Below are 15,240 nucleotides of genomic sequence, written 5' to 3'. Positions count from 1 at the left end.
ACCTCACTGCCCTTCCGGAGACTCCTGTGAGCCGTCTGCCCTTGCCCACTGTCGAAACGGCGCCCGCGCCCAGCCAGCCATTCCTCGAGAAATCGCAGCGCGCGAACGGCTTCCTGCCGAATCTCGTGCGCTCGCTCGCGAATGCGCCGGTCGCCCTCGAAACCTATCTGACCGTCGCCGAAATCAACAGCCGCGCGGGCCTCACGTTCGCCGAACGCGAAGCCGTGCAGATCACCGCCGCCGCCGTTCACGGCTGTGCGTTCTGCGTGGCCGGACACACCGCGGCCGCCTTGAAGAAGGCGCACGTCGATCGCGCCGACGTCGACGCGTTGCGGGACGGCGAGCCGGTGGCCGACGCGCGGCTGGACGCCGTCGCCGAATTCACGCGCGCCGTGATCGCGACCCGCGGCGCCGTGGCCGACGACGCACTCGACGCGTTCGTCGCGGCCGGCTTCACCGAAGCAAACGCGCTCGAGGTGGTGCTGGGCGTGAGCCTCGCGACGCTGTGCAACTTCGCGAACAACCTGGCGCGCAACGAACTCAACCCCGAACTGGCGGCATACCGATGGGAACCCCGGACACAGGCCGCCTGACGGCGCCCGCACTCGACGCGTCGCTCGCCGGCTGGCTCGACTCGCACGCGACGCAGCTCGACACGAGCGCCGATCTGAAAGCCGAGGTCGTGCCGCGCCTCGCGGCCGCCGGGCTGTTCCGGATCGGCGTGCCGGCGAGCGTCGGCGGCACGGACGGCACGACCACGGATGCGATCGCGAGCATCGCCGCGGTGGCCGAGCATTCGCTGGCGGCGGCATTCGTGCTCTGGGGCCAGCGCAGCTTCATCGAGTATCTGTTGCAAAGCCCCAATGCCGCGCTGCGCGAGCGCTGGCTGCCGGCGCTGCTCGACGGCACCTGCGCGGGTGCAAGCGGCCTGTCGAACGCGATGAAATATCTGTGCGGAATCGAGTCGCTTCAGATCGAAGCGACGGACGACTGGCGCCTGACCGGCAGGATGGCCTGGGTGACGAACCTGCGCGCGGAGCAGTTCGTGGTAGCGGCAGCCGTTGCGTTTCGCGACGGTCGGCCGTCCGCGATCGTCGCCATCCCGCATGACGCATCCGGCCTGACACGGAGTACCGATCTCGACCTGATCGCGCTGCGCGGCAGCAACACCGCCGCATTGCATCTCGCCGACGTCCCGACCGGCGCCGCATGGCTGATCCATGCGGACGCACAGGCTTTCCTGCCCGCGGTGCGCCCGGCGTTCCTCGGCTTGCAGTGCGGGCTTTCCATCGGGCTCGCGCGCCGGTCGCTGGCCGAAGCGCGCCGCGCGGCAGAAACGACGCGCGGCATTCTCGGCCCAGAAGTCGAATCCTGCGCGGCCGAACTGAGCGCCGCATGTGCGCTGCTGTCGTCCGGCATGGCCGACGGCAGCCTGCGCATGCACCCCAATCGCCTGTTCGAGCTGCGCATCGCGCTCGCGACGCTGGTGGCGACCGCCGTGAACCTCGAACTCGAGGCGAGCGGCGGCCGCGGCTATCTGCGCGATGCCGGGCTCGGTTTCGATCGGCGCTGGCGCGAAGCGGCGTTCATTCCGATCGTCACGCCGAGCGTGGTGCAGTTGAAGGCGCAACTCGCGGCACGGACGCGGAGCATCGCCGCATGACGCCCGCGCTGCTGGATGCCCGCAACGTGACGCTCGGCTACGGCGAACCGCCGCGCAACATCGTGCTTGCCGATGTCTCGCTGTCCGTCAATGCGGGCGAAATCGTCGCGTTGATCGGCCCGAGCGGCACCGGCAAGTCGAGCCTGCTGCGCGCACTGGCCGGCCTGGAGCGGCCGCAATCGGGCGCCGTGTCAGTCAATGGCGCGACGCTGCAGGGACCGCATCCGAGGATCGCGATCGCGTTTCAGGATCCGTGCCTGTTGCCGTGGCTGTCGGCCGAAAGCAACGTCGCGTTCGGGCTCGCGTTCAAGCATCAGGACCGCCTCACGCGCGACCAGCAACGCGAGCGCGTCCGAGCGGCGCTGCGCGCGGTCGGGCTCGAGGCCGCCGCGGCGCTGCGTCCGGCCCAACTTTCCGGCGGCATGGCGCAGCGCGCGGCGCTCGCGCGGGCGTTGGCGCGTCAACCGCAGGCCTTGCTGCTCGACGAGCCGTTCTCGGCGCTCGACGAAGTCACGCGCGCCGCGATGCAACGGCTGCTGGTAAACATCGTCTCGACTACACGATGCGCGACGGTGCTCGTGACCCACGACATCGACGAAGCGCTGCTCGTGGCCGACCGCATCGTGCTGCTCGGTACGCAAGGCCGCTTCATCGATGCCTGGCAGGTAGATTTCCCGCATCCGCGCGACGCGTTCGTCAGCGAACTCGGCACGATGCGCATCGACATCCTGAAAGCATTGCAGGCCGGCATGAAGCGCCCGCACGCCACCGAACCCTCCTCCCTGACCTGACTGCCCATGTGCCAGATTCCGATTTCGCGCCGCGAATGGCTGAAGCTCGCGGCCCTGTTCACCGCGACGGGGGCCGCCCCGCTGCTGTCCATGGCGAACGCGCACGCCGCGGCGGACCCCGATGCCCCCGTTCGCATCGGCTACCTGCCGATTACCGACGCGGCGCCGCTGCTGGTTGCCCACAACAACGGCTACTTCGCGTCCGAAGGGCTGAACGTCGAGCCACCGAAGCTGCTGCGCAGCTGGGCGCAGCTCGTCGAAGCGTTCCTGTCCGGCCAGGTTAACGTCGTGCACCTGCTGTCGCCGATGACGCTCTGGGCACGCTACGGCAGCCGCGCGCCGGCGAAGGTGGTCGCGTGGAACCACGTGAACGGCTCGGGGCTGACGGTCGCGCCCGACGTCGATTCGCTGCGCGATCTCGGTGGCAAGACCGTCGCGATTCCGTTCTGGTACTCGATCCACAACGTCGTGCTGCAGGACATGCTGCGCCAGCAGGGGCTCGTGCCCGTGCTCAAGCGGCGCGGCACGCCCGCGCCGAACGAGGTCAACCTGGTCGTCATGGCACCGTCCGACATGCTGCCCGCGCTCGCCGCGCGCCAGATCGCCGGGTATATCGTCGCGGAGCCGTTCAACGCGACGGCGGAATTGATGAAGATCGGCAAGATCCTGCGCTTCACCGGCGATGTCTGGAAGAACCACGCGTGCTGCGTCGTGTTCATGCACGAGAACGATCTGACGCAGCGCCCCGCGTGGTCGCAGAAGGTTGTCGACGCGATCGTGAAGGCACAGTTGTGGGCGCGCGCGCATCCGCAGGAAACCGCGCAGTTGATGTCGAAGGACGGCGCTCACCGCTATTCGCCGCATACGGCCGCGGCGCTGGATCGCGTGCTGGTGCCGTCGGCGTCGCTTGCCGATACCTATCGAGCGAGCGGCGCGATCCGCCATGCCGACTGGAACGGAAAACGGATCGATTTCCAGCCGTATCCGTTCCCGAGCTATACCGAGGCGCTGGTTCAACGGCTGAAGCGCACAGTGGTCGACGGCGACAGTGCATTCCTGGCGTCGCTCGACCCGGCGTTCGCGGCCCGCGATCTCGTCGACGACCGGTTCGTGCGCAAGAGCATCGACGCGGTCGGCGGGATGGCCGCGTTCGGCCTGCCCGGCGTTTTCAAGCGTGAGGAGATCATCGTTGTCTGACGCGCTTGCCACCCGCCGCTCGTCCGCTCGCGAAACGCACCGGACCCGCGGCGCCCGTTACCCGGTGCGCGCTACCGCCGGATGGCTCGGCGTGGCCGGCCTCGTCGCGACCGTCGTCGTCTGGTGGGCCGCGACTCATGTGTTGACCGCGCCCGGCTCGCTCGGCCGGCAGTTCGCGCCGGACAGCGCGTTCGCCAGCCTGCGGGCGCTGTGTTCGGACGATCTTCTGGTCGAGCACACGCTCGTCAGCCTGCGGCGCATCGGCGTCGGGCTTGGCGCGGCGTTGCTCGCCGGCGTCCCGCTCGGGTTGCTGATCGGCCGCGTGCAATGGGTCGAGCGCGTGCTGTCGCCGACCTTTCAGTTCCTGCGGATGGTGTCGCCGTTGTCGTGGATGCCGCTCGCCGTGATGTCGTTCGGCATCGGCGACCGCGCGATCTACTTCCTGCTCGGTTTCGCCGCGTTGTGGCCCGTGCTGATGAGCACGGCCGCCGGGGTTGCCCAGATCGACCGGCGCTGGCTGCAACTCGGCGCAAGCCTGTCGGCCACGCGCCGCGAGCTGCTGATCCACATCGTGCTGCCGGCCATCGCGGGGCCGCTGCTCAACGGAATCCGGCTTGCGATCGGCATCCTGTGGATCGTGCTGGTGCCGGCCGAGATGCTCGGCGTCAGCGCGGGGCTCGGTTACCTGATCCTCGACACGCGCGACCGGCTCGCGTATTCCGAACTGACGGCGGTGATTCTCGTCATCGGCGCACTGGGGTTCGCGCTCGACGGTATCGCGCGGCTATTGGCGCGCGCCGTGCTGGCGGCCGATCGCTAGCGCGACGATCGGGTCGCGATCGGTCGGGCTGGCGATCGGCCGGCTCGCGATCGACTCAGTTCCACGCATGGCGCGCCGGACGCACGCCGTTCAGGTAGTAGTTGCCGACGAGGTGATATTTCCAGCGCACCGGGTCGTGCAGCGTATGCGTGCGCGCGTTGCGCCAATGCCGGTCGAGATTGTGTTCGGCGAGCGTCGACTGCGTGCCGGCCAGCTCGAACAGCTTCTCGCCCGCGAGCAGCGCAACCTCGGTCGTCAGCACCTTGGCTTCGCCGACCGCGACCGATGCGCGCGCGACGTCGTCCTCGGTCACGTCGCCGCGCGCCGTGATCTCGTCGAGCGTGCGTGCCGCACGTTCGAGCAATGCCTCGGCCGCGTGCAGCTGGATGTGCAGATGGCCGATCTCGCGAATCGTCAGCGGATCGTCGGTTGCCCGATCGACACCGCTGTCGACCCACGGGCGCGTGCGGGTCCGCACGAACGCCAGCGTATCGTCGATGGCCGCCTTCGCGATGCCCGCGTCGATCGCGGCCTGGATGATCTGCGACAGCGGACCGTTGAGCGTCGGCACGTCCGACACGCGCTGCGCGGGCAGCACGTGCGACGCCGGCACGCGCACCGCATCGAGCACGACCGTGCCGCTCGCGGTCGTGCGTTGCCCGAATCCCGACCAGTCGTCGATCACCGTCAGCCCCGGCGTCGGTTGCGGCACGTACGCAAGCCATGCCTGGTGCGCATCATCGAGGCCGAGCACCGGTACGTAGTGCGCGAACAGCGCACCGGTCGAGTAGAACTTCGTGCCGTCGACGACATAGTGGTCGCCGTATTGCCGCACGCGCGTCTTCAGGTCGAGCACGTGCTTCGTGCCCTTCTCCGAGAACCCGTTGCCGAAGCGCTTGCCGCTCAGCACTTCCGCGAAGAAATGGCGCTTCTGCGCGTCGGTGCCGGTCAGCGTGATCACATCGACCAGCCCGAAATGATTCTGCGGCAGCTGCCCGAGCGACGGATCGGCCGCCGCGACGATCTTGATGACTTCGGTCAGCGTGACATGCGACACGCCTGCGCCGCCGTATGCCTTCGGCACCGTGATCGCCCACAGCCCCGACTGCGAGAACCACTCGATTTCGTCGCGCGGCAGACGGCGCGTGCGATCGCGCTCGGCCGCACCTTCCGCGAGCCGCTTCGCCAGTGCGTGCGCGGCCGCGATCGCCTGCGCATCGTCGGCGATCACGCGGGCCGCGTGCGGTTGCGCATCGGCCGGCTGCTCCTGAATCGTGGCGCTCGTGTCTGACATCGGGTTCTCCTGTCGAGTGGCGAAAGCATTCAATCTAGCAGCGCAGCGCCGGCCGGAAAAACGAGCGATTCTCGGAACGATATTCCTTTGGATAACAAACGACCTGGCGATGGGCGCCAGCGACGGCACGCTTCGACGTCGCAATCGACGCGTCAACGTCGGTGCATCCCCGTCCGGCAACGGTAATACGCATCGACGATAACGATCTGCGAATCCGTTATTAGAACGCCCGCGCCGAGCTTCCTATACTGGCCTCCCGGCGCAATCGGCCCCGCTCTTCGAGGAACACCGCATGACTTCGACGCACGCAGCCCATGACCTTTCCACCGGCACCGACTACGACGCGCTCGCGAGCCGGTTCAGGCCGATCTTCGACCGCATCGCCGCCGGCACAGCCGAGCGCGAACGCCGCCGCGAACTGCCGCACGAGGCGATCGGCTGGCTGAAGGCCGCGGGTTTCGGCGCGATACGGTTGCCGGCCAGCGCAGGGGGCGCCGGTGCATCGCTGCCGCAGCTGTTCCGGCTGCTGACCGAACTGGCGGCCGCCGATTCCAATCTGCCGCAGGCGTTGCGCGGGCATTTCGCGTTCGTCGAGGACTGGCTGAACGCCCCGCCCGGGCCGCAGCGCACGACCTGGTTCGACCGCTTCGCAAGTGGCCAGCTCGTCGGCAATGCGTGGTCGGAGGCCGGCGACGTGCCGCTCGGCCAGACCATCACGAAGGTGTCTGAACGCGACGGCCGGCTCGTGCTGAACGGCCGGAAGTTCTACAGCACGGGCAGCCTGTTCGCCGACTGGATCGACGTGTTCGCGCAGCGCGCGCACGACGGCAGCGACGTGATCGTGGCCGTCGCGACCGCGCAACCCGGCGTGATCCGCGAGGACGACTGGGACGGCTTCGGCCAGACGACGACCGGCAGCGGCACCACGCGCTTCGAGGATGCGGCCGTCGACGCCGACAACGTGATCGACTTCGCGCGCCGCTTCAAATACCAGACCGCGTTCTACCAGCTGTTCCACGTCGCGACGCTGGCCGGCATCGGTCACGCGATCGTGCGCGACGCGGGCGAGCTCGTGCGCAACCGGACGCGCGTGTACAGCCACGGCAACGCACCGCGTGCGGGCGACGACGCGCAACTGCAACAGGTGATCGGCGAAATCGCTTCATGGGCGTACGCGGCCGACGCGCTCGCGCTGCGCGCCGCGCAGCCGCTTCAGCAGGCCTATGAAGCGCGCTTCGGCGGCGACGAAGCGGCCGAGCACGCGGCGAACGTCGCGGCCGAGATCGAATCCGCGCAGAGCCAGCTCGTCGTGTCCGAACTCGTGCTGCGCGCGGCAACGCGCCTGTTCGACGCGCTCGGCGCGTCCGCGACGCGCACCACGACCGCGCTCGACCGCCACTGGCGCAACGCACGCACGGTGTCGTCGCACAATCCGCTCGTCTACAAGGCGCGGATCGTCGGCGACTGGGTCATCAACGGCCGTACGCCGCCGTTCGTCTGGCGCGTCGGCAACGGTGCGGGCGCCGGCGCGGAACCGGAGGCCGCAAGATGAGCAAGACCATCCGTTTCAACGCGTTCGAGATGAACTGCGTCGGCCACCAGTCGCCGGGCCTGTGGGCGCATCCGCGCGACCGCTCGTGGCAGTACAAGGATCTCGACTACTGGACCGACCTCGCCCGCGTGCTCGAGCGCGGGATCTTCGACGCGATCTTCATCGCGGACGTGATCGGCTATTACGACGTCTACAAGGGCAGCAACTATCACGCGCTGCACCAGGCCGCGCAAATCCCGGTCAACGATCCGATTCAGCTCGCCGCGCCGATCGCGATGGCGACCGAGCATCTCGGCATCGGCATCACCGCGTCGACGACGTTCGAGCACCCGTACACGTTCGCGCGCCGGTTGTCGACGGCCGACCATCACACGAAGGGCCGGCTCGCGTGGAACATCGTCACGTCGTACCTGGAAAGCGGCGCGAAGAACGTCGGCGACCACGGCTTGCGCACGCACGACGACCGCTATGCGGTCGCGGCCGAATACGTCGAGGTGCTGTACAAGCTGTTCGAGGGCAGCTGGGAGGATGGCGCGGTGGTGCGCGATCGCGACGGCCGCGTGTTCACGCATCCCGAGAAAGTGCACGAGATCGGCCACAAGGGCCGCTTCTTCGACGTGCCCGGCTACCATCTGTGCGAACCGTCGCCGCAGCGCACGCCGGTGCTGTTCCAGGCCGGCGCGTCCGGCCCCGGCAAGGCGTTCGCCGCGCAGCACGCGGAATGCGTGTTCGTCGCGGCGCCGACCCGCGAGCAGCTCGCGCGCTACGTGGCCGACGTGCGTGCGCAGGCTGCCGCGGCAGGCCGCGATCCGGCCAAGGTGCTGATCTACAACCTCGTCACGGTGATCGTCGACGAAACCGACGAAAAGGCGCAGGCCAAGTTCGACGAGTACCGCCGCTACGTGTCGTACGACGGCTCGCTGGTGTTCATGTCGGGCTGGACCGGCATCGACTTCGGCCAGTATGCGCCGACCGACCCCGTCCGGCGCGTCGAAACGAATGCGATCGTGTCGGCCGTCGAGCACCTGTCGGGCGGCGACACGGCGTGGACGATCGAGGCGCTGGCCGCATGGGGCGGCATCGGCGGGATGGGCCCGGTGTTCGTCGGCTCCGCCGCGACCGTCGCGGATATCCTGCAGGAATGGGTCGCGGCGACCGACGTCGACGGCTTCAATCTCGCGTATGCGGTCGCGCACGAAACCTTCGAGGATGTCGTGCGTCACCTCGTTCCGGAACTGCAGCGGCGTGGCGTGTACCCGACCGCGTATGCGTCGGGCACGCTGCGCGAGAAGCTGTTCGGCGGCACGGCACGACTGCCGGACGAGCATCCTGCCGCGCAGTTTCGCGATATCGAGCAGGTCAAGCGTGAAGCCGAGCGGGAGGCGGTCAGCGCGTAACATGCAATATGTCGAGGCCGGTCTGCCCGCATTCGCGCGGCGACCGGCTTCGGTGCAAACGGCTTCGTGCGGTCCGACGAAGCCGTTGGTGTTTTCCGGGGACGGCGAGCGTCCCGGTCCGCGCCTATGCAACGCGTTCGTCATCGACGTCGTACGCCGTCGGTTCGTAACGCACGATCAGCAGGAACACGATCGGCGTGACCGCACTGATCGCGACGACCCAGAACATGTCCGTGCCGAGACGCGCCTGCAGGATCGGCAGCACGAATAGCGCGAGCGCCTGGCCGATGCCGCACAGCGAACGCCCGAAGCCTACGCCGGTGCCGCGGATCGCGGCCGGATACGACAGCGTCGGATAGATCATCATCTGCGCACCTGGCCCGAAGCCCTCGGCGAACAGCCAGGTCCCGAGCATCAGCAGCACGATGCCGACCGCGAGCGCACCGTGCGGATGGCCCGCCAGCGCCAGCGCGACGAGCGCGACCGTTTGCAGTGTGAAGCCCGCGATCGCGACATGCCGCGACGGATAGCGATACGCGAGGCGCATGCCCAGCAGGCCGCCGGTGAACGCGAACAGCACGTTCAGCGCGAGCGAGGCCGCGATCGTCTCGAACACGCCCGCGCCGAGAAACTGCGACAGGATCGACGGCAGGAAGAACGCGATCGCCGTGTACTCGAACGGGATGCACAGGTTCATCACGCTGGCGACGATCGTGCGCCCGAGATACGGGCGCTGGAACAGCACGCGTATCCGAACGGGCGGCGGGCTCGGCTCGCGCCGCGCATCCTCGGCTTCGTGCGCGTGAATGCCGTACGACTCGCGCAGGATGCGCGCGGCATTGGCCAGGTCGCCCTGGTTCGCGGCCCACAGCGGCGATTCGTTCATGAACCGGTTCCGGAACAGGATGATGACGAGCGCCGGCACCGCGCCGAAGATCAGCGACGCGCGCCATAGCCATCCCGCATGTTCGGCCGGCAGCAGGAAATACAGGCCGAAGATCAGCAGGAAGCAGACCGACGACGCGACGTACCACATCGGGCACCACGCCGCGAGCCGCGACGCCTTGTTGCCGCGCCCGTTGAACTTCGAGAATTCCGCGAGAAACGCCATCGCGACGGGCAGGTCGATGCCGACGCCGAGGCCCATCACGAAGCGGGCGCCGATCAGCACCCAGACGTTCGGCGCCAGCCCCGCCGCGATCGCCGCGACCACGAAGAACAGCATGTCGGCCATGAACACCTGGTAGCGGCCGATCCGGTCGGTCAGCCAGCCGCCGATCAGGCTGCCGAAGATCGTGCCGATCATGATCGCCGAACCGACGAGCCCGGTCAGCGCGGGAGTCAGCCCGAATTCGCGCGCGACGTCGTCGATGCCGTAGGACAGCGTCGTCAGGTCGTACGCATCGAGAAACACGCCGCCGAGCGCCAGCAGCACGATCATCCGCGCATGGCTGACCGAACTGTCGACCGTATTGATCAGGCGCGCGACGTCGCTGGCCGAGCGGATGGGGGAAGAAATGGGTGTGGCGGGGCTTAGATCGATCGAACTCATCGCATTCCTTAGTGTTTGGCGGAATGCACGCCGAGGTCGGCGGGAAGCCGGGAACCTGGCTCGTGCATTCGCGACAGGCGGGATCTCGGCGGAACGCGGGCGCGTCGACAGGCGCCGCCATTGCGTTCCGGCAGCGGGCATTCTGTTCCCCCGAGCCGGGTATCCCAACCGATATAAAGCGATAAATTAATCGGCCTGCGTCATAAAGTTGCCCGACCGGCGCGCTTAGCAGCAGCGTGCATGTTCAATCGCGGATTTCTTCGTTAACGGATCGCGGGCGCTTCGTTACATTAGTCGATCACCTGCCTGTTCGCGGCGCGTTGCCGCTCTTCCGGAGATTCCCCGATGAAGCCGTTCTGGTCCCGCGCGTGGCAATCCGCGGCCCTCGTCGTTGCCGCGCTTGCCGGCCTCGTATCGATGCAGGCGCACGCGGCGACGCCCGCGGAAATCCGTGTCGACTATGCGTACTACTCGCCCGAGAGCCTCGTGATCCGCCACTTCGGCTGGCTCGACGACGAGTTCAAGGCCGACGGCACGGCAATTCGCTGGGTGCTGAGCCTCGGCAGCAATCGCGCGCTCGAATACCTGAACAGCGGCGCGGTCGATTTCGGCTCGGCGGCCGGGCTGGCGTCGGTACTCGCACGCGCGAACGGCAACCCGATCCACGCGGTCTACGTGTTCTCCCGCCCCGAGTGGACGGCGCTCGTGGTACGCAAGGATTCGCCGATCCGCACGCTCGCCGACCTGAAGGGCAAGAAAATCGCCGCGACGCGCGGCACCGATCCGTTCCTGTTCACGCTGCGCGCGCTGCACACGGCCGGCCTGACGCGCGACGACGTCGAGATCGTCAACCTGCAGCATCCGGACGGCCGCACGGCCCTCGCGAACGGTCAGGTCGATGCATGGGCCGGGCTCGATCCGCACATGGCCGCGGCGCAGCTCGACGACGGCGCGCGCCTCCTGTACCGCAACGTTGCCTTCAATACGTATGGATTTCTGAACGTCCGCGACGCGTTCGCCGGCCAGTATCCGCAGGCGGTCGCACGTGTGCTGAAGGTCTACGACCGCGCGCGCCAGTGGATCGTTGCGCATCCGGCCGACACCGCGCAGATCGTCGCCGACGAATCGAAGGTGTCGCTGCCGGTCGCGAAGCTGCAGCTGCAACGCAACGACTTCAGCGACCCGGTGCCGGGCGACACCCAGCGCGCGGCGCTGAAGGCCGCGGCGCCGGTGCTGACGGCCGAGCAACTGACCAAGCCGGGTGTCGATCCCGCAAAGATCGTCGATACGTTGATCGATCCGTCGTTCGCGCGCCCGCTCGTCGCCGCGTCGAAGTGAGGATGCCGCGATGACGGACACCGCCGCCCGCGGCGACGCACTCGCGACGCGTCACGCGGCATCGGCCCGTGCAGGCCGCCGCGACCCGCTTCGCGCGTGGCGCATCGCAGGCGTCGCGCTGCCGTTCGCTGCGCTCGTGCTGCTGGAGTGCGTCGTGCGGCGCGGCTGGCTGCCCGACCACCTCGTCCCGGCGCCGAGCGAGATTCTCGATGCGCTCGCGCATCTGGGCGTCACGCGTGTCGCACGCCATGTCGGCGCGAGCACGCTGCGGGTCGCAGCCGGTTTTGCGGCCGGCGCCGGGCTCGCGCTCGCCGTCGGCGCGGCGATGGGCCTGAGCCGCCGCATCGACGCGCTGCTCGAGCCGACGTTCCAGGCGCTGCGCGCGATTCCGTCGCTCGCGTGGGTGCCCGTGCTGTTGCTGTGGCTCGGCATCGACGAAGCGCCGAAGATCACGCTGATCGCGATCGGCGCATTCTTCCCGGTTCACCTCGCGGTGGTCGCCGGCATTCGCGACGTCGACCGCAAGCTCGTCGAGCTCGGCGCTGTGTACCGGCTCGGCCCGCTCGCGCTGTTCCGCCGCATCCTGCTGCCGGCCGCGCTGCCGCAGATCTTCACCGGCCTGCGTACCGGCCTCAGTCTCGCGTGGATGTTCATGGTTGCCGCGGAGCTGATCGCGGCGACGCGCGGCCTCGGCTTCCTGTTGAGCGACGGCCGGGAAACCGGGCGCCCCGATCTCGTGTTCGGCGCGATTCTGCTGCTCGCGTTGCTCGGCAAGCTGACCGACGGCGCGATGCGGCGCATCGAATTGCACTGGCTCGGCTGGCGCGATGCGTTCGACGGCGCGTCGCGCGAGGGTTCGAAATGAGTACGGCGGCTTCTGTGCGCACAACAGCGGATACCGATACGCCGCTGCTCGACCTGCGGATCGCCCGCAAGCAATACGGGGACCGCACGATCCTCGCCGACATCGCGCTGCAGGTGGCGCGCGGCGAGATCGTCTGCGTGGTCGGTCCGAGCGGCTGCGGGAAAAGCACGCTGCTGCGGATCGTTGCCGGTCTCGACGCGCACTTCCGAGGCAACGTGAGCCTCGACGGCATCGCGCTCGACGGGCCGTCCGCGCGCGTCGGCGTGATTTTCCAGGAGCCGCGGCTGCTGCCGTGGCTGTCGATCGCCGACAACGTCGGCTTCGCGGCCGGCCCGCGCGGCGGTCGCGACCCGAGTGTCACGCGCCTGCTCGACGAAGTCGGCCTGGCCGGCGTCGCGCGGCAACTGCCGGCCACGTTGTCGGGCGGGATGGCCCAGCGCGCCGCGATCGCGCGCGGGCTGTTCGGTGAGCCGGATCTGTTGCTGCTCGACGAACCGTTCAGCGCGGTCGACGCGATCACGCGGATGCGCTTGCAGACGCTGCTGCTCGATGTCGTCCACCGGCACCGGATGGCCGCGATCGTCGTCACGCACGATCTCGACGAAGCGCTGTATCTCGGCGATCGCGTGCTGATGCTCGCGCCGAACCCTGGGCGCGTCGACGACGAGATTCGCGTCGAGGCCGCGCGGCCGCGCGATCGGCGCGATCCTGCGCTGGCCGCGCTGCGTGCGCGGCTGCTCGGTGCGTTCCAGCGCTTTCACGATCGTGTGGACGGCACGGAATAAGGCACAATACGCGGCCTGAACATTCGACCGCGGTCAAACCATGCGCTTCGTCGTCGTCGGAACAAGCGGTGCGGGAAAATCCACCTTCTCCAGCGCGCTGGCCACTGCCGCAGGCTGCCCGTACATCGAACTCGACCGGCTCTACTGGGGTCCCGACTGGACCGCCGTGCCGCCCGAACAGTTCGAGCAAGCCTTGCTGGCGGCGACGACCGGCGACCGCTGGGTCGCCGACGGCAACTACAGCGCCGTGCGCGACGTGCTGTGGTCGCGCGCCACGCACGTCGTCTGGCTCAACTTCAGTCGCTGGACGGTGTTCTCCCGTGTGCTCCTGCGCACGATCGGCCGCGGGCTCACGCGTACCGAGCTTTCCCACGGCAACCGGGAATCGCTGCGAATGGCGTTCTGCTCGCGCGACTCGGTGCTGCTGTGGTCGTACACCACGTTCGACAGGAACCGCATCAAGTTCGCGAAACTGCGCGACGACCCGAAATACGCGCATCTGCAATGGACGGAAATCACCGCGCCCTCGCACACTCGCGCGTTCATCGACAGGCATGCCCGCGCCGGCGGTTGAGCACGGCGTGGGCGACACCCCGCGTCAGTCGTCGAACGTGCCTTGATATTCCGGCGCGGCATCCGCGCGCGTGTTCAGTTCGAACATCACGCCACCGGGCTCCCGGCAAAAGAATCGCGAACCGCGCCCGTTGTTGAAGATGTCCGTTTCCATCGCGACGCCCTCTTCCCTGAAGCGCTCGTACAGCGCGCGCACGGCATCGAGGCTCGGCAGTTCGAACCCGACGTGGAAATTCGCCGGCCATGCGGGTACGCCGTCGCCGACGTGATCGATCACGACGTCGAAGCCCGGGCGCTTCAGGATCCAGGATTGGTCCCAGCTTCCCGCGATCGTGAAGCCGAGGTAGCGCTCGAAGAATCGGGCCGTCGCCAGCGTATCGGCCGAAGGAAAGCTCAGGTGATTGAGCTTCATCGTGTGTGTGGTGCCTGTCATCGTCGTGTTCTCGCATGCGGTGATGGGCGGTGGCCCCATGCCGTTCCGCCCGACGACTTCAGAATACGAGCGAAGGCTCACATTCGACAACTCGCATTGGACAGGCGTCCGGACTGCGCATGAAACCCGTGCGGGGCCGTCCGTTGGCGCATGGAGGCGATCGCGGCGGATCGCGCTACTCGCATTCGTGAGGGGCTGGCTGGCCACGCGCGACATGCGTACCGAGCCGCGCGGCCGGATCAGACGGCTTCCGGAAGTCGCCCGTGCGCGACCATTTCCTGTGGGGGACGCTTTCGGATCACGAATTCGATGCCTGCTTCACCGACCGCCGTCAAGGTCTGGTCCGCTCGAGGCAGGCGGAACCGGAAAGTGGCATCGAGCAACTCCGCCTTGAGCGGCTGCGCACACGGTCCCAACGTCTGAATCAAGTCGAACAGATTGAGCGAGCGAGAACTCCACGACCGTGCCTTCCATAACGTAAACGTCCATTTGTGGTCGTCATTGAACGTGGACGGGAACTGGCCTTGTTCGTACAGATCTTCATCGGGCACCATGCATACCAGATGGCCGTTGGGTTTCAGCACCCGGAACCAGTTGTGCAGCGCCTCCGCGGGGTCGCGCATGTGCTCGAGGCAATGAGAAGAGTGCACGAAATCGAAGCTTTCGTCCGGCACGCCGGCAAGGAGTTGCGCATCGCCATCCGGCATGTCCCAGGCACGGACCGAGCGCATGCCGGGGAAAAATTCATGATATTGCGCAATCGAATCGTGTCCCGCACCCACGTCGATTCCGTCGCCGACGAAGTACCGCGTAGCGAATCGGACATCGTGCAGACGGCGTGCTATTGCTTTGCTGGCTTCATTCAAGATGCAACTCCGCAGGGTGTGAATGCTTGATCCGAAGCCACATGATACGGAGAAATCGCGGTCGGCACGTTGCCAGTCACGTGCCGACCGCGCTCGATTACATCGGGATGCTCC

General features: G+C 67.8%; 15 protein-coding genes. 11 read left to right on the top strand and 4 right to left on the bottom strand.

Features of this window, described 5'->3' with window-relative positions; translation table 11 throughout:
- The first annotated feature begins 26 nt into the window (after positions 1 to 26).
- From AC5LXX_RS32585 to AC5LXX_RS32565, 5 genes are read left to right on the top strand one after another with little or no spacing between them, the layout of a single operon-like run.
- Complete coding sequence (locus AC5LXX_RS32585; protein WP_124448300.1) at positions 27 to 593, top strand: carboxymuconolactone decarboxylase family protein; 567 nt, start codon at positions 27 to 29, stop codon at positions 591 to 593.
- On the top strand, positions 566 to 1,663 hold the full coding sequence (locus tag AC5LXX_RS32580) for an acyl-CoA dehydrogenase family protein (RefSeq protein ID WP_493414216.1): 1,098 nt from the start codon (positions 566 to 568) through the stop codon (positions 1,661 to 1,663). The genes AC5LXX_RS32585 and AC5LXX_RS32580 overlap by 28 nt, the downstream gene beginning before the upstream one ends.
- Positions 1,660 to 2,454 (top strand): ABC transporter ATP-binding protein, encoded by a 795-nt coding sequence (locus AC5LXX_RS32575; protein WP_493414215.1) that lies wholly within the window; start codon positions 1,660 to 1,662, stop codon positions 2,452 to 2,454. The genes AC5LXX_RS32580 and AC5LXX_RS32575 overlap by 4 nt, the downstream gene beginning before the upstream one ends.
- A gap of 6 nt (positions 2,455 to 2,460) precedes the next feature.
- The gene (locus AC5LXX_RS32570; protein ID WP_493414214.1) at positions 2,461 to 3,651 is read left to right on the top strand and encodes an ABC transporter substrate-binding protein; all 1,191 of its coding nucleotides are present in this window, start codon (positions 2,461 to 2,463) and stop codon (positions 3,649 to 3,651) included.
- Complete coding sequence (locus AC5LXX_RS32565) at positions 3,644 to 4,471, top strand: ABC transporter permease (protein WP_493414213.1); 828 nt, start codon at positions 3,644 to 3,646, stop codon at positions 4,469 to 4,471. The genes AC5LXX_RS32570 and AC5LXX_RS32565 overlap by 8 nt, the downstream gene beginning before the upstream one ends.
- Before the next feature lie 55 nt (positions 4,472 to 4,526).
- On the opposite strand, the gene AC5LXX_RS32560 is transcribed toward AC5LXX_RS32565, so the two are convergent.
- Entirely contained in the window at positions 4,527 to 5,765 is a 1,239-nt protein-coding gene (locus tag AC5LXX_RS32560; protein ID WP_493414212.1) for an SfnB family sulfur acquisition oxidoreductase, read from the bottom strand.
- Between the two features lie 292 nt (positions 5,766 to 6,057).
- Here AC5LXX_RS32560 and AC5LXX_RS32555 point away from each other — a divergent pair, with 292 nt between their 5' ends.
- Positions 6,058 to 7,317 carry an acyl-CoA dehydrogenase family protein gene (locus tag AC5LXX_RS32555; RefSeq protein ID WP_493414211.1) on the top strand — a complete coding sequence of 420 codons (1,260 nt, stop codon included), beginning with the start codon at positions 6,058 to 6,060 and terminating at the stop codon, positions 7,315 to 7,317.
- Positions 7,314 to 8,714 carry an LLM class flavin-dependent oxidoreductase gene (locus tag AC5LXX_RS32550; RefSeq protein ID WP_493414210.1) on the top strand — a complete coding sequence of 467 codons (1,401 nt, stop codon included), beginning with the start codon at positions 7,314 to 7,316 and terminating at the stop codon, positions 8,712 to 8,714. The genes AC5LXX_RS32555 and AC5LXX_RS32550 overlap by 4 nt, the downstream gene beginning before the upstream one ends.
- Before the next feature lie 124 nt (positions 8,715 to 8,838).
- Here the strand turns inward: AC5LXX_RS32550 and AC5LXX_RS32545 are convergent, their stop codons facing one another.
- Positions 8,839 to 10,266, bottom strand: a complete 1,428-nt coding sequence (locus tag AC5LXX_RS32545; RefSeq protein WP_493414209.1) for an MFS transporter — start codon at positions 10,264 to 10,266, stop codon at positions 8,839 to 8,841.
- A 345-nt stretch (positions 10,267 to 10,611) separates the two neighbouring features.
- Here AC5LXX_RS32545 and AC5LXX_RS32540 point away from each other — a divergent pair, with 345 nt between their 5' ends.
- Genes AC5LXX_RS32540 through AC5LXX_RS32525 form a run of 4 tightly spaced genes read left to right on the top strand, consistent with a single transcriptional unit; the run spans position 10,612 to position 13,828 of the window.
- Positions 10,612 to 11,604, top strand: coding sequence for an aliphatic sulfonate ABC transporter substrate-binding protein (locus tag AC5LXX_RS32540; protein ID WP_493414208.1), 993 nt, complete (start codon positions 10,612 to 10,614; stop codon positions 11,602 to 11,604).
- A gap of 10 nt (positions 11,605 to 11,614) precedes the next feature.
- Positions 11,615 to 12,469 carry an ABC transporter permease gene (locus AC5LXX_RS32535; RefSeq protein ID WP_493414207.1) on the top strand — a complete coding sequence of 285 codons (855 nt, stop codon included), beginning with the start codon at positions 11,615 to 11,617 and terminating at the stop codon, positions 12,467 to 12,469.
- The gene (locus tag AC5LXX_RS32530) at positions 12,466 to 13,254 is read left to right on the top strand and encodes an ABC transporter ATP-binding protein (protein ID WP_493414206.1); all 789 of its coding nucleotides are present in this window, start codon (positions 12,466 to 12,468) and stop codon (positions 13,252 to 13,254) included. The genes AC5LXX_RS32535 and AC5LXX_RS32530 overlap by 4 nt, the downstream gene beginning before the upstream one ends.
- A 40-nt stretch (positions 13,255 to 13,294) precedes the next feature.
- Complete coding sequence (locus AC5LXX_RS32525) at positions 13,295 to 13,828, top strand: P-loop NTPase family protein (RefSeq protein ID WP_493414205.1); 534 nt, start codon at positions 13,295 to 13,297, stop codon at positions 13,826 to 13,828.
- A gap of 24 nt (positions 13,829 to 13,852) precedes the next feature.
- Here the strand turns inward: AC5LXX_RS32525 and AC5LXX_RS32520 are convergent, their stop codons facing one another.
- Complete coding sequence (locus tag AC5LXX_RS32520; protein ID WP_322081000.1) at positions 13,853 to 14,260, bottom strand: VOC family protein; 408 nt, start codon at positions 14,258 to 14,260, stop codon at positions 13,853 to 13,855.
- A gap of 239 nt (positions 14,261 to 14,499) precedes the next feature.
- Positions 14,500 to 15,126, bottom strand: a complete 627-nt coding sequence (locus AC5LXX_RS32515; RefSeq protein WP_493414204.1) for a methyltransferase domain-containing protein — start codon at positions 15,124 to 15,126, stop codon at positions 14,500 to 14,502.
- Positions 15,127 to 15,240 lie beyond the last annotated feature (114 nt).

This window comes from Burkholderia torrens, from assembly GCF_984668525.1.
The sequence above is the reverse complement of the archived record's forward strand: the minus strand, read 5'-3'. Positions and strand labels throughout refer to the sequence as shown.